Below are 18,782 nucleotides of genomic sequence, written 5' to 3'. Positions count from 1 at the left end.
CCAACTGCCGGGTGATGTTCTGTTCCATTCTTTCCGGGGCACTTCATGCAAAATCAAATCGGCGCACCAAAGCAGAAGCTCAGCTTCAGCGATCCCAAAGTGCGTGCGTGGCTCTTCCAGATCATCACGATTGTGGCGGTGGTCTCGCTGGGCTGGTACCTCTTCAACAATACCCAGACCAACCTTCAACACCGGGGCATTACCTCGGGTTTCGACTTTCTTGAGCGCAGTGCCGGCTTCGGCATCGCGCAGCATTTGATCGATTACACCGAATCGGACAGCTATGCCCGCGTCTTTGTCATCGGCTTGCTCAACACCTTGCTGGTGACCGTGATTGGTGTGGTCCTGGCGACGCTGCTCGGTTTCATCATCGGCGTGGCGCGCCTGTCGCCGAACTGGATGATCAACAAGCTGGCCACCGTGTATGTGGAAGTGTTCCGCAACATCCCGCCGCTGCTGCAGATCCTGTTCTGGTACTTCGCGGTGTTCCTGACCATGCCGGGGCCGCGCAACAGCCATAACTTCGGCGACACCTTCTTTGTCAGCAGCCGTGGCCTGAACATGCCGGCGGCGATTGCCGCCGATGGGTTCTGGCCGTTTGTGGTCAGTGTTGTCGTGGCAATCGTGGCAATCGTGCTGATGGCCCGCTGGGCCAACAAGCGCTTTGAAGCGACCGGCGTACCCTTCCATAAATTCTGGGCGGGCCTGGCGCTGTTCATCGTGATCCCGGCGTTGTGTGCCTTGATCTTCGGCGCGCCATTGCACTGGGAAATGCCCAAGTTGCAGGGCTTCAACTTCGTTGGCGGCTGGGTATTGATCCCCGAACTGCTCGCGTTGACCCTGGCGCTTACCGTCTACACGGCCGCGTTTATTGCCGAGATCGTGCGTTCGGGCATCAAGTCCGTCAGCCACGGCCAGACCGAAGCCGCGCGCTCCCTGGGCCTGCGCCCCGGGCCGACGCTGCGCAAGGTCATCATCCCGCAAGCCCTGCGGGTGATCATTCCGCCGCTGACCAGCCAATACCTGAACCTGGCGAAGAACTCGTCACTGGCTGCCGGTATCGGTTACCCGGAAATGGTTTCGCTGTTTGCCGGCACGGTGCTCAACCAGACCGGCCAGGCCATCGAAGTTATTGCCATCACCATGAGCGTGTACCTGGCGATCAGCATCAGCATTTCCTTGCTGATGAACTGGTACAACAAGCGCATTGCGCTGATCGAGCGGTGAGGAAACGCACATGAGTTCGCATACTTTCAAACCTGATATGCCGCCGCCGAACAAAGTCTTCGGACCGATGGCCTGGATGCGCGCCAACCTGTTTTCCAGTTGGCTCAACACCCTGCTGACGCTGTTGGCGTTTTACCTGATCTACCTGGTGGTGCCGCCGATCCTGCATTGGGCCATCCTCGATGCCAACTGGGTCGGCACCACGCGCGCCGATTGCACTAAAGAGGGCGCCTGCTGGGTGTTTATCCAACAGCGCTTCGGGCAGTTCATGTACGGCTACTACCCCGGCGACCTGCGCTGGCGCGTGGACCTGACCGTGTGGCTGGCGATCATTGGCGTGGCGCCGTTGTTCATCTCGCGCTTTGCGCGCAAGGCGGTCTACGGGCTGAGCTTTCTGGTGCTGTACCCGATCATTGCCTACTTCCTGTTGCACGGCGGGATCTTCGGCCTGACCAACGTGGCGACCAGCCAATGGGGCGGCCTGATGCTGACCCTGGTGATTGCCACGGTCGGCATCGCCGGCGCCTTGCCGCTGGGCATTATGCTGGCGCTGGGGCGACGTTCGAACATGCCGGCGATTCGTGTGGTCTGCGTGACCTTCATCGAATTCTGGCGCGGCGTACCGTTGATCACGGTGCTGTTCATGTCTTCGGTGATGCTGCCGTTGTTCCTGCCTGAAGGCATGGGCATCGACAAGTTGTTGCGGGCGCTGATCGGCGTGATCCTGTTCCAGTCGGCCTACGTGGCAGAAGTGGTGCGCGGTGGCTTGCAGGCGATACCCAAAGGTCAGTACGAAGCGGCCGCGGCGATGGGCCTGGGTTACTGGCGCAGCATGGGCCTGGTGATTCTGCCGCAAGCCCTGAAACTGGTGATTCCGGGCATCGTCAACACGTTCATTGCGTTGTTCAAAGACACCAGCCTTGTGATCATCATCGGCCTGTTCGACCTGCTCAACAGCGTCAAGCAAGCCGCCGCCGACCCTAAATGGTTGGGCATGGCCACTGAAGGCTATGTGTTTGCCGCCCTGGTGTTCTGGATTTTCTGTTTTGGTATGTCGCGCTATTCCATTCATTTGGAACACAAGCTCGACACTGGCCACAAGCGTTAGGAGTTGTTGTTATGAGCGAAGCGATCAAACAGCCTGTGAGCCCTGAAGGCATTATCCAGATGCAGGGCGTCAACAAGTGGTACGGCCAGTTCCACGTGTTGAAAGACATCAACCTCAACGTCAAACAGGGCGAGCGTATCGTGCTGTGCGGCCCGTCGGGTTCGGGCAAGTCCACCACCATCCGCTGCCTCAACCGTCTGGAAGAGCACCAGCAGGGGCGCATCGTGGTCGACGGCGTGGAACTGACCAACGACCTCAAGCAGATCGAAGCGATCCGCCGCGAAGTTGGCATGGTGTTCCAGCACTTCAACCTGTTCCCGCACCTGACCATCCTGCAGAACTGCACGCTGGCGCCGATGTGGGTGCGCAAAATGCCCAAGCGCAAGGCCGAAGAAATTGCCATGCACTACCTGGAGCGTGTGCGCATTCCGGAGCAGGCCCACAAGTTTCCGGGGCAACTGTCCGGTGGCCAGCAACAGCGTGTGGCGATTGCCCGCGCCCTGTGCATGAAGCCGAAAATCATGCTGTTCGACGAACCGACTTCAGCGCTGGACCCGGAAATGGTGAAAGAGGTACTCGACACCATGATCGGCCTTGCCGAGGACGGCATGACCATGTTGTGCGTGACCCACGAAATGGGCTTCGCCCGCACCGTGGCCAACCGCGTGATCTTCATGGACAAAGGCGAAATCGTCGAACAGGCGGCGCCGAATGACTTCTTCGACAACCCGCAGAATGATCGGACCAAGTTGTTCTTGAGCCAGATTTTGCATTGATCGATGTTTGAAACGATAAACCCGGCCTGGTGCCGGGTTTATTTTTGCCTGTCCAGGAGGCTTTGAGCGCTTCTTGTGTTTGGTTATTGATGGTGCAGGTGAAGGCGTTGCGCAGGTCTGCGCCTTCGGACAAGGCCTTGGCGTCCGCGAGTAGATGGGATCGCGATCCAGCAGGCGCATCAGCACCATCAGCGACTTGGGTGGCGCTATCTCGCCGCGCTCGTAGCGTGAAAACGCGTTGTGCCCGCCACCGGGCAGCAGTGCCACGGTTTCTTTTTGCGTCATGTGCAGCGGGCGCCGTATACGGATCAATTCGGCGCCGACCCTCTGTCGAGCGGCGTGGAGCAACTCATCACCGGCGTTAGCAGGTTGCCTGCCGAGCGTCCTAGTGCGTTGCCTTCGTAGGCAACTGCGAATAGGCTGTAGGAAAATTCATCCTATGATTGGACGAAAGCGTAAATCCCATGACAGACATCGCTCCGTTGATCAAACGCTCGCTGGTTGACCAAGCCCTGGAACAGTTGCGCCGGCGCATCACCGAAGGCCGATGGGCCATCGGCGAGCGCCTGCCCACCGAGCCCGAGTTGTCCGCCGAGTTGGGTATCAGCCGCAACACCGTGCGCGAAGCCATGCGTGTATTGGCGTTTTCCGGCTTGATCGACATCCGCCAGGGCGACGGCAGTTACGTGCGCTCGATGACCGACCCGTTGGGGGCGATGCGCGCGCTGTCCCACTGCACCCTGGAACAGGCGCAGGAGACTCGGCAGATTCTGGAAGTGGAGGCCATTGGGCTGGCGGCGCTGCGGCGTACCGAGGCCGACCTTCGCGTTTTGCGCGCAGCACTCAAGGCCAGCGCCGAGCTGTACCACGGTGATCTGGAGGCGTATATCAGCGCCGACCTGGTGTTCCACAAACACCTGGTCGATGCCGCCCACAACCCTTCATTGAGTGAGCTGTACCAGTATTTTTCCGCCGTGGTCGGCGCCCAGTTGCGCCAGACCCTGAACATCTCGCCGCGTCGCCAGGCCGTGTTCGACCTGCATATCGCCTTGCTCGATGCCGTGGAACAACAAGACCCGGAACGCGCCAAATCCCTTTGCCGGCAGTTGATCAATGAACCTTGAAGCCAAGCGCCCGACCGAACTCGAAGAACTGCTGATCGACGCAGAAGCCGACGACGATGTGGTACAGCACACCGCGCCGGTTGTTGCGCGGCCGTGGCTGTTGTTGCTGGGCCTGATCCTGGTAGCGCTGAACCTGCGCCCGGCGCTGTCGAGCCTGTCGCCGTTGCTGGCTGAAGTCTCACAAAGCCTGGGGCTGTCCGCCGCCAAAGCCGGTTTGCTGACCACCTTGCCGGTGCTGTGCCTGGGCCTGTTCGCACCGATGGCGCCGATCCTGGCGCGGCGCTTCGGTGCCGAGCGAGTGGTGTTGGGGATTCTGCTGACGTTGGCCGCCGGGATCATTCTGCGCAGCGCTTTGGGTGAAGTCGGCCTGTTCGCCGGCAGCCTGATTGCCGGTGCGAGCATTGGCATCATCGGCGTGTTGCTGCCGGGTATCGTCAAGCGCGACTTCGCCAAACAGGCGGGCGCCATGACCGGCGTGTACACCATGGCGCTGTGCCTGGGGGCGGCGTTGGCGGCGGGTGCCACGGTGCCGTTGAGTCGCTACTTTGGTGACAGCTGGAACATCGGCCTGGGCTTCTGGATTTTGCCGGCATTGGTGGCGGCACTGTTCTGGTTGCCGCAAGTCAGGCACAAGCATGGCGCCCATCACGTGGCTTATCGGGTGAAGGGGTTACTGCGTGACCCACTGGCCTGGCAGGTGACGGTGTACATGGGCCTGCAATCATCCCTGGCGTACATCGTGTTCGGGTGGTTGCCGTCGATACTGATAGGCCGTGGCCTTACGGCGACCCAGGCGGGGCTGGTGCTGTCCGGCTCGGTCATCGTGCAACTGGCCAGCTCACTTGCCGCGCCGTGGCTGGCCACCCGCGGCAAAGACCAGCGCCTGGCGATCGTGGTGGTGATGCTGCTGACCCTGGGCGGCCTGTTCGGTTGCCTGTATGCGCCACTCGATGGCCTGTGGGGCTGGGCGATCCTGCTCGGCCTTGGCCAGGGCGGCACCTTCAGCCTGGCACTGACCTTGATCGTGCTGCGCTCGCGCGATGCCCATGTGGCCGCCAACCTGTCGAGCATGGCCCAGGGCGTTGGCTACACGTTGGCGTCCCTCGGGCCGTTGGCGGTTGGCCTGGTGCATGACTGGACCGGCGGCTGGACGGCGCTGGGCTGGATCTTCGCGGTGATCGGGGTGGGCGCCATCCTCGCCGGATTAGGCGCCGGCCGTGCGCTGTATGTGGGCGTCAACAGTGAGAAGGTCTAGCGTCACAGGTACTTCAGGGTCAGGGTCACAGCGCCATCAATGGGGATTTCTTCAGTCAACGGCAGCGTGTTGCTCGGGGCGATGGTCGGGGTGATCAACAGGTCTGCGCTCAGTTGTTGGATCGGTGTCGGGACGGTCGGCAGCGCACGCGTGGCGGTGAACGAAGTGAGGAACGCGTACGACAACAGGCTCGTGGGGGCCCAGGTCGAAGCCTCGGTCGAACCGATGGGAAACATTGGCACACCATCGGCCAGGATCGACGCCAGGTTCAGACTCGTATAACCGAGCTTTTTGTCGTTGACCAACCCCAGGCCGAATCGCGTTCCCAGGCTGTCACCGTAAGCGGAACCGAGGCGGTTGTCCTTGGGCTCCAGTGCCACCAGCGTTGGCGCTTCGCAGCTGATCGCCAGTTGCAGGTTGTGTACCGGCAGCTGGGTCGGCTGGTCAATGTTGAGGTCCTTGGCGGCAATCTTGCCCAGGTCAGACAGGCCACCGTTGGACAGGCTGGGCGCGCAGGCACTGGGGGTAATCAGGCCGGTGACGGCCAGGTCGACGCTGGACGCGGCCACCGCGAGGTTGGCGCCGGTCAGTATCACCGTGGCGATCGACATGTTGATAAACGTGTTCATCGAGTACTCGTGTTTTCAAGGGGCAGGGTTACAGGTAAATCACTTCAAGCGTGGCCGAGCCGTCCATCGGCGTCTCCACACTCAAGTCCAGGTTCTGCTTGGCGTTGATCACCGCTTCAAGGGTCAAGGTGCTGGTCAGGTGCTGAATCGCCGAGGGCCCGGCGGTGCTGCCCTGTACCTCGGTGAACCCGAGCAAACTCCTGGAGCCGATATCGATAGGGTTGTTGTTGGAGGTCCGCCAGGCCAGGCCGCCGGTGGTGGATTCGGTGCCATAGGTCACCGGCAAGGCATCGGCCACCGTCTGTTTGGGGTCAAAGCTCACCGAATACACGCCGAGTTTGTTGCCTGCGCTATCCAGCCCCAGCCCGTAATAGATCTCGCTGTTGACGTGGGCAGTGCCGTCACGGTTATCGCGCATGCGCAGGGCGAAACGGCCGGGGGCGTTGCAACTGACGGTCAAGGTCAGCGACTTGAGCGGTAAGCGCGTGCCCGTGGCTTGGTTGAGGTCCTTCTGGGCGATTTTGCCGAAGTCGATCAAGCCGCCGCCAGACAGCACCGGGGTGCAGGCCATGGGCGTGATCAGCCCGCCGACCGTCAGCTCGACGGTGGAGGCGGCGTGGGCGGCGGGCAGGCTGGCCAGCCAGGTCAGCGTGAGGGCAGGCAACAGCAGGGCGTTCATGGTGTGCTCCTAGAGGTAGTGGATTTCGAGGGTGCCCGAGCCATCCAGCCGCACCTCATTGCTCAAATCCAGCGAACCGAGTGGCGCGATGACCGCTTCCAGGCTCAGTGTGGCGTTGAGGTTCTGAATGGCACTGGGGCCGCTGGTATTGCCGGATGCCGTGCTGAACCCCAGGTAGTGGTTGGCGCCGACGGCAGCGATGGCCGTGCTGGCGCTGCTCCAGGGCAGCCCGCCGGTGGCGGAGTCGGTTGTGAACACTTGCGCGAAGCTGTCGGCGGTGATGTGCGCGGGGTCGAACAGCAACCGATAGCGGCCGATTTTCTGCTGGCGGGCGTCCAGGCCCAGCCCGTAAGTGCTGTCGCTAACTGTGCCGGTGGCCGAGCCCTCGCGGTTGTCCTGCATGCGCACGGCAAAGGCCGTCGGCCCATCACAGGTCACGCTGAGCGACAAGGGCCGCGCGGCCAGGGCGGTTTCCTGGTCAAGATTCAGGTCGCCCACCGACAGCTTGCCCAACTCCACATGGCCGCCGTTGGACAGCGTGGGTGTACACGCCGCTGGCGCAAAGTGCGCTTGCAGGCGCAACTCCCGTGAGCGTCCGGCGGCGAGCGCATCGAACAGCCCGGCGGTGTCCCAGGTCACCGCATCGCGCACGCGCGCGGCGTCCTCGTTGGCCCAGGCGGTGGCGTCGATTTGCAGCGACAGGTTGCGCCCGGTCACAACGATGCCTGCGCGCATCGGCACAATCCCGTGGCTTGCTTGCCAGGCCAACTGAGTGCTGATCGTGGAAGGGGGCTGACCCTGGCCTGCAATCAAGCCCAGCTCTACCGCCTGACCGTCCAGCACTGCGTCGCTGACGCGCAGCCGGTAGCTGCCATGCTCGGTAAAGCGAAAGCGCTCCGGCCCCGCGCCCAACCCGCGATAAAACACGCTCATATCAGTAGGCTGGGGGCAGTTCAGCGTGAGGCTTAAACGCCGCTCGCCCAGCAACCGTTCGGGTGCGAGGGTGAAGGGCACGGAGCGGTTCATCAGGCCGAAGTCCAACTGCGCCTGGCTCAGGTTGAGCTGGCATTCTTCGGCGCCCCAGGCAGCGCTGCTCAGCAGCACCAGGCTCAGGGCGTACAACAGGTGTTTAGCGCTCATGGTGAACGTCCTCATGGCTGGCGGCACTGGGCCGAGGCGGTTTCGAAATACACCTCGGGGTCGGCGTTTTTCGGCAGCTCAAAGTCCAGTCGGCAACGCGGTTGCCCGGCGGGTTTGACCCATAACGTGCGCTGTTGCAGCGCGTCAGGCAGGAACACCCGGCTGCCTTCCTGCACCAAGGTGATGAACTCGCCCTCGGCGTTGCTCACCGTTGCACCGCGTGGCAATGGCTGGCCGGTATCGGTGGTCACGTTGAGCAGCGCTCGACGGGTCAGCGCCACGCCGAATTGCACCTTGTCGACCGCACCGCGTCCGGCGGCAAGCACGGCAAGGCCGTTGTGGATCTCGGCATTGCGCGGTAGCGAACGCGTTTGTACCTCGACCGGGCTGCGGCTGTAGGGGCTGAGCTGCGAGGCCACGGCCTGGCCTTGCCAGTCGGTCCACACCGGGCCGCTTGGGGTTGTGACCTTGATCCCGGCCATCTCGCCCACCGACACCACCGCAAACGTGTCGCGCACCGGGTAGGGCGAGAAGGTCAGACCGTCCTCATGCAACACCACGCCGCCGCGGGCGCCACCTTGATAGCTGGCGCGTTCGTCGTTACTGCGGGTGTAGTTGAAGTCCAACTGGCTGTACCACGGCAGCGCCGATACGCCGATGGATGACTCCACTTCACGGTCACGGCTGTCGCGTTCCACGCCCACCCGATAGCTCAATTGATCGTTGAGTTGTTCATTCACCCCCATGCCGAGGCGGTGTTCGCCTCCGGTGTTACGCACCCAGGCACGCCCACGGCGGGTTTCACCCAGCGGCACACTGATATTCAGGTAAATGCTGTTGTCGTTCTGCTGGCGCCCGCCGACTTGCCATTCGGCACTGGCCGATAGCGACACGCGGCCAACGCTGGTGCCCCAGGAGGCCAATGCCCGGCTGCTGCTTTCACCGTTGTATGACGCCGTGCGCGAGACGCCGGCGCTGAACGTACCCAGCGCCGGATGCGCCCAGGAGGCGGTTAGGCTCTGCTGGTCGCGGTAGCGTGAACGCTGTTGGTCCTTGTTGTTGCCGACATAGGTTGAATCTTCGAGGTCGCGGTAACCCTGGGAGCGCCAGGAGCCTGCGCTGCTCACCGCCCAGCTGTCGCTCAAGCGCTGGGACCAGGACAGGTCGCTCTGCACGCCGCGTTCGGTCCCCTGTTGTTTGGGACTGGCCTGTGCTGCCTGTGCGGAAAACTGCAATTGGCTGTCCGGCCAGGGCAACCAGCCCAGGCTTGCACCCGCCGAGTGATAGGCGTCTGCCATCAGCCCGCCGGCGCTGAGGCTGAGTTGCGGGTGCAGCGGGCCGCTCCAGCCCGCGCTGACCACCCAGGGCTCGCGGGCGTCGCTGTCGCCGATCTGCCGCACGCGCCCGGCCGCCACTGAATAGCCGGGTGCCGGCAGGCCCAGGCCGAGCATCGCGGCGGGCACGCTGAAACGACGTTCTTCGCCCGTGGTTTCCTTGACCGTGACTTCCACATCGGAGCGGCTGTTCAAGCGGCGTACATCGCTCAGGGAAAACGGCCCGGCCGGCACCACGGTGGAGTGAATCAACGCGCCGTTTTGGCGGATCTCGACCTGGGCCGGGCTGTTGGCGATACCGGTGATGGTTGCGCCCTGGTTCTGGTCTTGCAGCGCGGTTTCGGTCAGTACCTGGGCGCCGGTAATCTGCGTACCGGCCAGCACCGGGTTGTAGAGGCTGATTTGCCCGGCCTGCAGCACCGCCTGCTGTTCGGCAAAGGTGCGTTGGGCGTAGGCGTCCAGGTGGGTGGTGCGCGACCGGCTGTCCTGCCAGGTCTTGACCTGCCGGCTGCGCACGATCCAGTCACCGGCGTTAAAGCCGACCTCGGTGTTGGCCGAGCCGAAGCGGCTGTTGTTGTCGCCGAACTCGTTGTACAGGCCGGTCAAATCGTAGTTGAGCAGCAGGGCCTGGCCGCCGGTCTGGTAGCCGGAGATATCTTGCTGGGCCGGGCGCAGGGCATCGGTGGGCACCACCAGGGCCAGGTTCAGGGTGGCCGGGTCTTGCTCGATCACCGTTTGCGGGTAGCGTTCGATAAAACGATGGCAGGTGGTCGTCCCATCGTCATCGGGCACCATCAGGTTGCCGGTATCGAGTAAGGCACGGCTGAAACACAAGCCGCCCTGGTGGTCGAATTCCACGTCCACTCGGCCTCGGCGCTGGCCGTTGACCGTCACGTTGACGGCATGCCGGCCCGCGGCGAAACGCGGAGCCTGCAACAGCAGGTTGGCGAGCTCTGGGTCGATGCCACGCCGGGACAGGGTCTGGGGGTCGAACGCGCCGGCGATCAGGTCATTCGCCAGCACGGCCTCGGCCGGTAGTACGCCGCTCAGGGTCAGCGCCATACTCGTCAGGATCCGGCGTGCGCGGGGGGGCAAAACGCCAGGCATGGCGTTGCCGTCGCGTTCAGTCATTGCTGTGCTCACAAGGTCGTACTCAAGTATTGGGTGGCCTTGGCAAGCCACTCTTTTTTATAGGGTGATCGGTGCTTCGTAAGGCGCTACGGCAAAGCCGTACACGGTGGCCGGTTGCAGCTGTACGCGGGTGGCGCCGGAGCCGGAGGCCGTCACGGTGAGGGTTTCCCCCGGTAGTACATAGGTGCGTGGCAGCAACGCCGAACCACTGCCGGGCAGCAGCCGCAGCTCCTGGGACAGGCGCACCACGTAAGGGCTCGGGTTGTGCACGCTCAATTGGTCGCGCGTGATGCGCCACTCCAGCCCGGTCCAGGGCGTGCGATTGGGGGCCAGGCCTTTGGGGTGCACAATTACCGGCAGATTCTGGCGCACCGTCACCCCCACCTGCGCGTGCCCGGCCTGGGCTGTCGAGCGGCCCTGGGGCATGCCTTCGAAGATCACCCGCTTCAGGCGTTGGGTGGTCAGCGGCTCGGGTGATTGCAGGATGAAGCGGATGAGTTGGCTTTTGCCGGGCTCGACCCTGGCCAGCGGCGGGGTGACAAACAGCAGCGTCGCGGTGTCTTCGGGAATGTCTTCAAGGGTGACATGCAGCAGGGCCAACTTGTCATCGGTGTTGGTCACGGTGACCGAGGCTTCACCCTCGGCTTCGTTGACGATCACCACCGAGGTGTCAGGCACCATGCCGTCGGCCAGTGCGACGCCAGGGCCACCGCCCGCCAAGGTCAGCGCACCGAGGTACAGACCTGTGAGGCGAGCAAGGATGAACGCGCGGGTGAAAAAGGGCAGGGCAGTCATGGCTACAAATACCTCAGGTCTAGCACGATGGAGCCGTCCATCGGCACTTCCTGGTCGAGGGTCAAATAGGCGGCAGCGTTGATGGACGTATTGACGTGCAACGTAGCGTTCAGCAGGCGATGGGGTTCGGGCACCAGCGTGCCTGGCCGGGCAAAGCCCATGTAGTTGTTCGGGAAGGCATTGGATTCTGGGAACCAGGTTTCACCCTGGTTGCTGGACGCCAGCACCAGTACGCGTTCGCCGTCCCCCGTCGCGTCACGAAGGGCCAGGGAAACACTGCCCAGCCGTTCGCTGGGGACATGCATGTTGTGGCCCAGCCCGTAATAAAATCCCGGGCCCACAGAGGAATCGGCGCGATTGTCCACGCCCACCAGCACGAACAGCACCGGCTGGTTACAGCTCACATTCAGGTCCAGTGCCTGGGTGGGCAGCGTGGTGAATTCGTACTGGTTGAGACTGCGTGCTGGCACCCTGCCGTGGTCGACGATGCCATTGGCGGACAACGTCGGCGTACAGGCATTGGGGGTGATCAGGCCGGTGACGTTCAACTCGGTGCTGGGCGCCGCCATTACCAGCGCGCTGGTGCCGAGCAGGTAAAGCAGGCCAAGCAAGCGTGAAAAGGTGTGCTTCATGGGGAGAGACCGGCTGCCTTGTTCATCGTGTGTGGACGTGACAAGGGCAGGCGCGAAGGCCTGCCGTTGCTTGAGTCGGTTGCCGTTACAAGTAGCGCACGGTGAGGGTTACCGAGCCGTCGATGGGGGCTTCGTTGGTAAGGTCAAGGCCGCTGGTTTTGGCGATAAAAGGCATGACCCTCAGGTCTGCAGCCCACTGTTGGACTGGGGTCGGCAAATCGATACCGGTGGGTGCCGGCGCGATGAGGTTGCCGCGCATCAGGTAGCTCTCGGAATCCCAAGTGACGCCGTTGTCGTAGGAACCAACGGTCCTGACTGGCACCCCATCGGCGACTGAGCTCAACAGCCGTAAGCTCATGCCGCCAAGTTTTTGCGTGCCGTTGATCAGGCCCAGACCAAATTCCATGAAGTCGTTATTGGCGTCGGAGCCTTCACGGTTGTCCTTGGCCTCCATCGCCATCAGGGTGGCAGCGTCACAGGTGACGGAGAATTGCACTATTTGAGTGGGTAGAAAGGTCTGTTGGTCGGCTTTCAGATCCTTGGCCGAAATCTTGCCATAGTCCACGGTCCCACCGCCGGACAGCGCCGGGGTACAGGCGCTTGGGGTAATCAGGCCTTTGACGGTCAGGTCGACGCTGGAGGCGGCGAACGTGTGGGCACTGGCAATCAGCAGCGCGGTGGTGGCAAGTGATTTGAAGGCGATGTTCATGATGTTGTTCCTGAGTGGAGTAAGAGAAAAGGCTTACCAGTACTTGAGTTGAAGGGTGGCCAGGCCGTCGATTGGCACCTCGTCAAGTAAGGTCAAGTCGCTGGCGGGCGCGATCATGGTGAACGCCCGCAACCGCGCGCTCAGGGTTTGCACGGCAATCGGCGTATAGGCATCGCCGGGCGCAGCGAACGAGGTCATGCCGGTGTGGCCGAGGTACGCAGAGGGGCGCCAGGTGGCGCCGCCGTCATTGGAGAGGATGGCGTCTACCGGCGTGTTGTCGGCGATCGGGTCGAACAGGCCGAACGCCACGCTGCCGAGCCGCTGGTCATCGTTGACCATGCCCAGCCCATGCAGCGCGGGGTTGATCGCCGAGCTGCCGGCGCGGTTGTCCACGGTGGTCAGGGTGAAAAACGTCGGCCCTTCACACTGCACCTCCAGGAGCATCTCGGCGGCTTGCAGGCTGGTGGGTTTCTGCGGGTTCAGGTCCTTGGCCGTCAATTTGCCATGGTCGACGACGCCGCCACCGGACAAGCTCGGCGTGCAAGAGGCCGGGGTGATGATCCCGCTGACGCTCAAGTCCGTACTACTGGCGGCCAGGACGGGGCTGGCGCCGGTAATCAACAGTGTCGCGGCGAGGGTGATGAGGGGTCGAGACATTGGGTCACATCCTGTGAGTGGGGGGTGTTTACAAGTACTTCACTTCAACCGTGGCGGAGCCGTTGAGGGGGACTTCTTCAGTCAGGTCCATCCCCGCCGTGGGGGCGATCATGCTTTGCACGTGAAGGTCTGCCGTCACTTGCTGGATGGCGATGGGTGCCCAACTGCCCGTCGAGCGATCGCCAAACGAGGCGAAGTTAGCGACGGGCCAAACCTCGTCCGAATCAAGTCGCCCCCAGGTGAGGCCCTGATCACTGGATTGAATGGCGGAAATCGTCGCGCCGTCGGCCATCGCGTTGGCGAGCGTCAAGGAGAAATCCCCGAGTTTTTTGTCGCCCACCAAACCCAGGCCGTAGGTGTTCGCCGGGTCATGGGCGTTGCCTTGGTTGTCCGTGCCCTTCAGGGCCAGCAGGGTGGGTGCATCGCAGGTGATCGCCAGTTGCAGGAAGTGATTGCCAATGATCGTCCAGCCGGTCGGGCTCAAATCCCTGGCGGCGAGTTTTCCGTGATCGACGACCCCGCCGCTTGAAAGGCTGGGGGTGCAGGCGCTGGGCGTAATCAGGCCCTTGACGGTGAGGTCCACGCTGCTCGCGGCAAAAACGGTTGAGACACTCATCAGCAACAGGGCGGTGCTTATCAGAGCGGAAGACTTGTTCATTTCAATAGTTCCAGTACGGGCCAGATTGTCGAGTGATGCCATGGCGGCACTCGCTGACGTTGTCGACGAGTGCAAGGCGGTTTTTCATGTTTTCAGGGCGGCCCGAGAGGGGTGCAGGCTGACCCTGATAAGAGTGGGCAGCAATTTAGCGAGGGGGCGGCGGCGGGGAAATACAACAATTACGACAATGGTGCCGAGCAGAGAAAAAGCTATCGTTTGTGTCGGAATAGTTAACTGGAAAATGTAGGCAAGTTATCAGTTTCGTAGTTGTTGTATCGCCAGGCGGGTGGCAAAGAAGCTAGGTTGGCTTTGCGATGGCGGTCACTTTGGGCTCTTTCTGGCACTGCAAGGGTGCCTTGCCTTTGTTTGACTGTCGCGTCAGCGCTCCTCACTCAGTCCCAGGCTTTGCTCCTGAGCCAGGGCCGCTGCACCATCGACAACGACAAGGTGAGCGAGAGTGCTTTCGAGCGATGTCTCTTCGCATTTCTCCCCCCCGGATCACTGGCGGCACAGAGCGGTTTTGGTGGCGGAAGACCATTCGGCCTATCGGGCGCTGCTGGGTTGGTTCCTGGAAAAGCTCGGGGTCGGCCACGAGTTGGTCGGTCACGGTGGCGAAGGCTTGGCGGCCATTGCGCGTCGGCGCTTCGACCTGGTGATCAGCGATTGTCATATGCCCTTTATGGATGGCTATGCGCTGGCCCGTGCCATCCGTCTGCACGAGCAGCAGAACGGCCACCGGCGGGTGCCGATCATCGCGCTCACGGCCACCCTGTTGCCCTACGATGCCCAGCGCTGTCGCGATGCCGGGATGGATGCCTGGTTGCTCAAGCCGCTGACGTTTGAGCAGCTACGTGATGTGCTTGTGTACTGGCTCGCGGGGCCACCGGATGAAGTTTCACCTGCCACGCCTGGCGCTTCAACGGCCTTGCCGACTCGAGCGGACATGATCCGCACCTTCGGCAGCGCAGAGGTGGTGGAGCAGATGTTGGGCAGGCTTTTGCTTGAAGCCCGCAAGGATTGCGCAGGGCTGGCCCACGCGCGGATCACCGGCCACACCCAGGTCACGCTGGAACTGCTGCACCGTCTGTTGGGAAGCCTGGCGTTTTTAGGCTGTGATGACCTGGAGGCGCAGGGCGGTTTATTGATCCAGCAGGTCCGCGCCCACGGAGCAGGGGTGAACCGGGATAGGCTGGAAGCGTTTGAGGCAGACATCGAACGCTACTTCGCGTACCTGAGCGCGCTGTGAACATTCAGCGGGCGAGTGGATTTGTAGGAATTTATTCTTCTGATATGTAGCTTTTGTATGTGGGTGTTTTCCTTTTGTTTTGTAGGTTTAAGTTCACCCTCTACCGGGCATTGGGCGCGGCAGAAAAGTGCGTTTGCCGGGCGGTTGTTGAAGATCGCTGACGGGGGTATTTTGCCGCGATCATATTGCCATCATCCGTGAGTATTTATGCTTCGAGTAATAATTGCCGACGATCATCCCATTGTGCGCATTGGGCAAAAGGTGGTGATTGAGGCGAGCGGTAAGTGCAAAGTCGTCGGCGAAGCCAGCGGCCCCGATGATTTGCTGGTGCTGTTGAGCACCACGCCCTGTGACGTGCTGGTGACCGATTTCGCCATGCCGGGCGGGCGTCAGGCTGACGGCTATGCGTTGCTGAGCCTGTTACAGCGCCAATACCCCTTGATGCCGGTGATTCTGGTGACCATGTTCGCGAATATCGCCACCCTGCGCGCTTCCTTTGCCCAAGGCGCGCGCGCCATTGTCGCCAAGAACGCCTCGGCCAAGGAGTTGCCCTCGGCCATCCAGGCGGTGACCAAAGGCCAGACGTTCGCCAGCGAATGTTTGCGTGCGCAGTTGAGCGAGGCCGGCACAGGCGACTTGTCGCAAACGCCGCAGTTGTCCGGCAAGGAACGGGAAGTGGTGCGCATGCTCGCCAGCGGCATGACCGTCAGCCAGATTGCGGCACGGGTCAATCGCAGTATTTCCACGATCAGCAAACAGAAAAGTACAGCCATGAGCCGGCTGTGTATTTCTACGGATGTGGACTTGTTCGCGTATGCGCGCTCAGCCGGAATGGTGCCGTAGAAAACCCCTGTTTATGCCGGTGGTTTAATAAGTAACGCCAGGGCAGGGATTCGTATTACTTGTATTTAGTGTGAGCAATGTTTTCGATAACTTGGCTGGGTTCTTCTGCACTTAGTGCAGTGGCGGCGTTACCTTTAAACTTTATTAATTGAGTCGAACTTTCAGGTTGTTTACATCGCTCTGTGCGCTGTTCAATCTGTTACTAATCGACCGAACGTGAGCATTGATATGCACCCTTCTCGTGTCATGATCGCCGGCGCATTTTTGTTGGCCGGTGTTTCTGCTGTTTCGACTGTAATGGCCGCATCAAACGTGGACCTCAGTGTGGTCGGTAAAATCATCCCGTCGGCCTGTACGCCCACTTTGTCCAATGGCGGGATAGTGGACCATGGGAAAATCGCGCTGCAGGATTTCCCCGCCTATGGCTATAAAGCCCTTCCACAGGCAACGGTTCAGTTGGAGGTGACCTGTAATGCGCCGATGCTGATGGCGGTCAAGGCCATCGATAACCGCGTAGGGACTGCGATTCCAGCTTATCCGACCGATCCGTCATCCTCACTGAGCCGCTTTGGCTTGGGCTTGACCAGTGACGATAAAATGATCGGTTGGTATGAGCTGAAGCTGGTCAATGCTACTGCTGATGGTGCGCCGGGTGCTTTGATCGAGGCCGTGAATGTGACGGGCCCCTGGTTCGATGCCAATGCAAATACGATTTGGCAGCCAGGCTGGATGCGCACCGTCAGAGACTCCAGTAGCGCCGAGATGACGCCTTTACCGGTGATGGCCTTCACCGCAGACGTGGTGGTGCTTACCACCCTCACGGAAAGAAGAAATCTGCCAGTGACCGAAGAAACCCCAATGGATGGTAGCGCCACTGTGGAAGTCAATTACCTCTAACCCTACCGTGCATCACTCATTCCCGTGGCGAATGGCATGGCTTTCCTCTGCTGTGCAGACTATCTTTCAGCACTCCTGACCATCGTGCGAAGCCTGCCCATGAGTGATGCCCACAACGCCCTGATTACCGAGTTCTACAGCGCCTTTCAACGCCTGGATGCCGAAGCCATGGTGGCGTGCTACACCGATGATGTGGTGTTCAGCGACCCTGCGTTTGGTGAGCTGCGCGGGCGCGATGCCGGCGATATGTGGCGCATGCTCACCACGCGCGCCAAGGCCTTTTCGCTGACGTTCGACACGGTGCGCAGCGATGAAACGACGGGCAGTGCACATTGGGTGGCGACGTACCTGTTCAGCGCCACCGGCAACACGGTGGTCAACGACATCGGCGCGCGGTTCATATTTCGCGACGGCAAGATTTGTGGGCACCACGACCATTTCGACCTGTGGCGCTGGTCGCGCCAGGCGTTGGGTCTCAAGGGGCTGCTGCTGGGCTGGTCGCCGGCGCTGAAAAATGCGGTGCGCGCCCAGGCGCTCAAAGGCTTGAAGGCATTTCAGGCGGGTCGTTGATAAGATTGGCGCTCCTCTGGTTTGCCGACACGACCTGTGACTGATCTTCCTGAACCCAAACCCTGGTTTGTCTACCTGGTGCGCGCCGCCAATGGCTCGCTGTATTGCGGCATCAGCAATGACCCGGTGCGTCGGTTTGCCGCCCACCAAAGCGGCAAGGGCGCGCGGTTCTTTCTCTCAAGTCCAGCGGTCGCGCTGGTGTACACCGAACAGTGTGCTTCCAAAGGCGAAGCGCTGCGCCAGGAACGGCTGATCAAGAAATTAAAGAAGAGCGCCAAGGAATGCCTGGCAGCGCATGGCCCATCAATCTGACTGATAAGGCCCCATCATCCCCCTGCGCGATTTGGCAGGCTAAGCTAGCGGTTCACTTATTGGGCGGAGCCTGGCATGTCTGAGTTGATCCTTCACCACTACCCGCAATCACCCTTCGCTGAAAAAGCCCGCCTGTTATTGGGCTTCAAGGGGTTGTCCTGGCGTTCGGTGCGCATTGCGCCGGTGATGCCCAAACCGGATTTGACGGCCCTGACCGGCGGCTATCGCAAGACGCCGGTGTTGCAGGTCGGCGCTGATATTTACTGCGATACCGCGTTGATCGCTCGCCGCCTGGAGCAGGAAAAAACCACGCCGGCGCTGTTTCCGCTGGGCCTGGAGCTGGTCACTCAAAGCTTCGCGGCGTGGGCGGATTCGGTGGTGTTTGCCCAAGCGGTGGCGCTGGTGTTCCAGCCGGAATCCCTGGCCGTCAAGTTCGCCAAGGTGCCGCCGGAAATGATCCAGGTGCTGGTGGCTGACCGCGCCAAGCTGTTCAGCGGCGGAACAGCCGCTCGCGTGCAACTGGAGCAGGCCAGGCACCAATGGCCGGCGATTGTCAGCCGCATCGACCAGCAATTGCAGCATCAGCCGGGCGACTTCCTGTTCGGCGAACCGTCGATTGCCGACTTCTCGCTGGCCCATCCGTTGTGGTTCCTTAAAGGCTCGTCGGTGACGGCGCCGCTGGTTGACGCTTACCCGGCGATCGCCGCCTGGCTGGACCGGGTGCTGAGCTTTGGCCATGGCACCGCCAGTGAGATGAGTGCCGAGCAAGCCCTGGACGTGGCGCGTAACGCGGCGCCTGCCGCCTTGCCAGATGAGCCGTTCGAAGACTTGAACGGTTTCAAGCCCGGCCAGCCAGTGACGATTGCCGCTACTGACTACGGCACCGACCCCGTCGCTGGAGAACTGCTGTTTGCCGGGCGCGAACAGCTGATCCTGCGCCGTACCGACGAACGCGCCGGCGTTGTGCATGTGCACTTCCCACGCATGGGCTTCTGCATTCAGGCGCACTAAGCAAAATTTTTTTCAAAATAAGGTGAGGTAAATCCACCGCCCATCCGTG

At 61.6% G+C, this 18,782-nt stretch carries 20 protein-coding genes and 1 pseudogene; 11 read left to right on the top strand and 10 right to left on the bottom strand.

The window, feature by feature from the left end; all coding sequences use genetic code 11:
• The first annotated feature begins 45 nt into the window (after positions 1-45).
• From JFT85_RS10865 to JFT85_RS10855, 3 genes are read left to right on the top strand one after another with little or no spacing between them, the layout of a single operon-like run.
• Positions 46-1,227 (top strand): amino acid ABC transporter permease, encoded by a 1,182-nt coding sequence (locus JFT85_RS10865; RefSeq protein WP_053254521.1) that lies wholly within the window; start codon positions 46-48, stop codon positions 1,225-1,227.
• Positions 1,228-1,237: 10 nt separating this feature from the next.
• On the top strand, positions 1,238-2,335 hold the full coding sequence (locus tag JFT85_RS10860; protein ID WP_053254522.1) for an amino acid ABC transporter permease: 1,098 nt from the start codon (positions 1,238-1,240) through the stop codon (positions 2,333-2,335).
• Positions 2,336-2,346: 11 nt separating this feature from the next.
• A complete protein-coding gene (locus JFT85_RS10855; protein ID WP_003171943.1) occupies positions 2,347-3,111 on the top strand; it encodes an amino acid ABC transporter ATP-binding protein in 765 nt (254 codons plus the stop codon).
• 55 nt (positions 3,112-3,166) lie between these two features.
• Here JFT85_RS10855 and JFT85_RS28465 read toward each other — a convergent pair.
• Positions 3,167-3,474 (bottom strand): annotated as a pseudogene (locus tag JFT85_RS28465) (type II TA system antitoxin MqsA family protein); the annotation flags it as partial.
• A 101-nt stretch (positions 3,475-3,575) separates the two neighbouring features.
• Between JFT85_RS28465 and JFT85_RS10845 the strand changes: the two are divergent.
• Together JFT85_RS10845 and JFT85_RS10840 are read left to right on the top strand one after the other, a co-directional pair.
• Positions 3,576-4,235: a FadR/GntR family transcriptional regulator gene (locus JFT85_RS10845; protein WP_053254523.1), complete on the top strand. Its 660-nt coding sequence runs from the start codon at positions 3,576-3,578 to the stop codon at positions 4,233-4,235.
• Positions 4,225-5,490, top strand: a complete 1,266-nt coding sequence (locus JFT85_RS10840) for a CynX/NimT family MFS transporter (protein ID WP_053254524.1) — start codon at positions 4,225-4,227, stop codon at positions 5,488-5,490. The genes JFT85_RS10845 and JFT85_RS10840 overlap by 11 nt, the downstream gene beginning before the upstream one ends.
• Positions 5,491-5,492: 2 nt before the next feature.
• On the opposite strand, the gene JFT85_RS10835 is transcribed toward JFT85_RS10840, so the two are convergent.
• From JFT85_RS10835 to JFT85_RS10795, 9 genes are all read right to left on the bottom strand, one after another.
• Positions 5,493-6,119: a DUF1120 domain-containing protein gene (locus tag JFT85_RS10835; RefSeq protein WP_078827773.1), complete on the bottom strand. Its 627-nt coding sequence runs from the start codon at positions 6,117-6,119 to the stop codon at positions 5,493-5,495.
• 28 nt (positions 6,120-6,147) lie between these two features.
• Complete coding sequence (locus JFT85_RS10830; protein WP_053254526.1) at positions 6,148-6,798, bottom strand: DUF1120 domain-containing protein; 651 nt, start codon at positions 6,796-6,798, stop codon at positions 6,148-6,150.
• 9 nt (positions 6,799-6,807) lie between these two features.
• Positions 6,808-7,938 carry a DUF1120 domain-containing protein gene (locus JFT85_RS10825; protein ID WP_201229833.1) on the bottom strand — a complete coding sequence of 377 codons (1,131 nt, stop codon included), beginning with the start codon at positions 7,936-7,938 and terminating at the stop codon, positions 6,808-6,810.
• A gap of 11 nt (positions 7,939-7,949) precedes the next feature.
• A complete protein-coding gene (locus JFT85_RS10820; RefSeq protein WP_081006331.1) occupies positions 7,950-10,403 on the bottom strand; it encodes a fimbria/pilus outer membrane usher protein in 2,454 nt (817 codons plus the stop codon).
• A 57-nt stretch (positions 10,404-10,460) separates the two neighbouring features.
• Positions 10,461-11,198: a fimbria/pilus chaperone family protein gene (locus JFT85_RS10815; protein ID WP_078827776.1), complete on the bottom strand. Its 738-nt coding sequence runs from the start codon at positions 11,196-11,198 to the stop codon at positions 10,461-10,463.
• A gap of 2 nt (positions 11,199-11,200) precedes the next feature.
• Positions 11,201-11,830 (bottom strand): DUF1120 domain-containing protein, encoded by a 630-nt coding sequence (locus tag JFT85_RS10810; RefSeq protein ID WP_053254529.1) that lies wholly within the window; start codon positions 11,828-11,830, stop codon positions 11,201-11,203.
• 85 nt (positions 11,831-11,915) lie between these two features.
• Entirely contained in the window at positions 11,916-12,539 is a 624-nt protein-coding gene (locus JFT85_RS10805; protein ID WP_053254530.1) for a DUF1120 domain-containing protein, read from the bottom strand.
• A 33-nt stretch (positions 12,540-12,572) separates the two neighbouring features.
• Positions 12,573-13,196, bottom strand: coding sequence for a DUF1120 domain-containing protein (locus tag JFT85_RS10800; RefSeq protein ID WP_053254531.1), 624 nt, complete (start codon positions 13,194-13,196; stop codon positions 12,573-12,575).
• Between the two features lie 28 nt (positions 13,197-13,224).
• The gene (locus JFT85_RS10795) at positions 13,225-13,896 is read right to left on the bottom strand and encodes a DUF1120 domain-containing protein (protein WP_232005370.1); all 672 of its coding nucleotides are present in this window, start codon (positions 13,894-13,896) and stop codon (positions 13,225-13,227) included.
• Positions 13,897-14,377: 481 nt separating this feature from the next.
• Here JFT85_RS10795 and JFT85_RS10790 point away from each other — a divergent pair, with 481 nt between their 5' ends.
• The 6 genes from JFT85_RS10790 (at position 14,378) to JFT85_RS10765 (ending at position 18,733) form a co-directional block, all read left to right on the top strand.
• Positions 14,378-15,100 carry a response regulator gene (locus JFT85_RS10790; RefSeq protein ID WP_232005372.1) on the top strand — a complete coding sequence of 241 codons (723 nt, stop codon included), beginning with the start codon at positions 14,378-14,380 and terminating at the stop codon, positions 15,098-15,100.
• Between the two features lie 207 nt (positions 15,101-15,307).
• Positions 15,308-15,943 carry a response regulator transcription factor gene (locus tag JFT85_RS10785; protein WP_053254534.1) on the top strand — a complete coding sequence of 212 codons (636 nt, stop codon included), beginning with the start codon at positions 15,308-15,310 and terminating at the stop codon, positions 15,941-15,943.
• Positions 15,944-16,159: 216 nt separating this feature from the next.
• Positions 16,160-16,840, top strand: coding sequence for a DUF1120 domain-containing protein (locus JFT85_RS10780; RefSeq protein ID WP_232005374.1), 681 nt, complete (start codon positions 16,160-16,162; stop codon positions 16,838-16,840).
• 99 nt (positions 16,841-16,939) lie between these two features.
• Complete coding sequence (locus JFT85_RS10775) at positions 16,940-17,410, top strand: nuclear transport factor 2 family protein (protein ID WP_069551856.1); 471 nt, start codon at positions 16,940-16,942, stop codon at positions 17,408-17,410.
• Between the two features lie 36 nt (positions 17,411-17,446).
• On the top strand, positions 17,447-17,722 hold the full coding sequence (locus tag JFT85_RS10770) for a GIY-YIG nuclease family protein (RefSeq protein WP_053254537.1): 276 nt from the start codon (positions 17,447-17,449) through the stop codon (positions 17,720-17,722).
• Positions 17,723-17,797: 75 nt separating this feature from the next.
• Positions 17,798-18,733, top strand: a complete 936-nt coding sequence (locus JFT85_RS10765; protein WP_069551841.1) for a glutathione S-transferase family protein — start codon at positions 17,798-17,800, stop codon at positions 18,731-18,733.
• Positions 18,734-18,782 lie beyond the last annotated feature (49 nt).

It is taken from the genome of Pseudomonas sp. TH04 (assembly GCF_016651355.1).
GTDB classification, from domain to species: Bacteria; Pseudomonadota; Gammaproteobacteria; order Pseudomonadales; family Pseudomonadaceae; genus Aquipseudomonas; species Aquipseudomonas fluorescens.
This window is presented reverse-complemented; position numbering and strand designations above follow the sequence as displayed.

Excerpts from the sequence above, each read along its gene's own strand:
- JFT85_RS10815 (WP_078827776.1), bottom strand. The coding sequence starts at position 11,198 with ATGACTGCCCTGCCCTTTTTCACCCGCGCGTTCATCCTTGCTCGCCTC.
- JFT85_RS10795 (WP_232005370.1), bottom strand. The coding sequence starts at position 13,896 with ATGGCATCACTCGACAATCTGGCCCGTACTGGAACTATTGAAATGAAC.
- JFT85_RS10835 (WP_078827773.1), bottom strand. The coding sequence starts at position 6,119 with ATGAACACGTTTATCAACATGTCGATCGCCACGGTGATACTGACCGGC.
- JFT85_RS10805 (WP_053254530.1), bottom strand. The coding sequence starts at position 12,539 with ATGAACATCGCCTTCAAATCACTTGCCACCACCGCGCTGCTGATTGCC.
- JFT85_RS10820 (WP_081006331.1), bottom strand. The coding sequence starts at position 10,403 with ATGACTGAACGCGACGGCAACGCCATGCCTGGCGTTTTGCCCCCCCGC.
- JFT85_RS10775 (WP_069551856.1), top strand. The coding sequence starts at position 16,940 with ATGAGTGATGCCCACAACGCCCTGATTACCGAGTTCTACAGCGCCTTT.
- JFT85_RS10840 (WP_053254524.1), top strand. The coding sequence starts at position 4,225 with ATGAACCTTGAAGCCAAGCGCCCGACCGAACTCGAAGAACTGCTGATC.
- JFT85_RS10845 (WP_053254523.1), top strand. The coding sequence starts at position 3,576 with ATGACAGACATCGCTCCGTTGATCAAACGCTCGCTGGTTGACCAAGCC.
- JFT85_RS10855 (WP_003171943.1), top strand. The coding sequence starts at position 2,347 with ATGAGCGAAGCGATCAAACAGCCTGTGAGCCCTGAAGGCATTATCCAG.
- JFT85_RS10865 (WP_053254521.1), top strand. The coding sequence starts at position 46 with ATGCAAAATCAAATCGGCGCACCAAAGCAGAAGCTCAGCTTCAGCGAT.
- JFT85_RS10765 (WP_069551841.1), top strand. The coding sequence starts at position 17,798 with ATGTCTGAGTTGATCCTTCACCACTACCCGCAATCACCCTTCGCTGAA.
- JFT85_RS10785 (WP_053254534.1), top strand. The coding sequence starts at position 15,308 with ATGCTTCGAGTAATAATTGCCGACGATCATCCCATTGTGCGCATTGGG.
- JFT85_RS10830 (WP_053254526.1), bottom strand. The coding sequence starts at position 6,798 with ATGAACGCCCTGCTGTTGCCTGCCCTCACGCTGACCTGGCTGGCCAGC.
- JFT85_RS10800 (WP_053254531.1), bottom strand. The coding sequence starts at position 13,196 with ATGTCTCGACCCCTCATCACCCTCGCCGCGACACTGTTGATTACCGGC.
- JFT85_RS10810 (WP_053254529.1), bottom strand. The coding sequence starts at position 11,830 with ATGAAGCACACCTTTTCACGCTTGCTTGGCCTGCTTTACCTGCTCGGC.
- JFT85_RS10860 (WP_053254522.1), top strand. The coding sequence starts at position 1,238 with ATGAGTTCGCATACTTTCAAACCTGATATGCCGCCGCCGAACAAAGTC.
- JFT85_RS10825 (WP_201229833.1), bottom strand. The coding sequence starts at position 7,938 with ATGAGCGCTAAACACCTGTTGTACGCCCTGAGCCTGGTGCTGCTGAGC.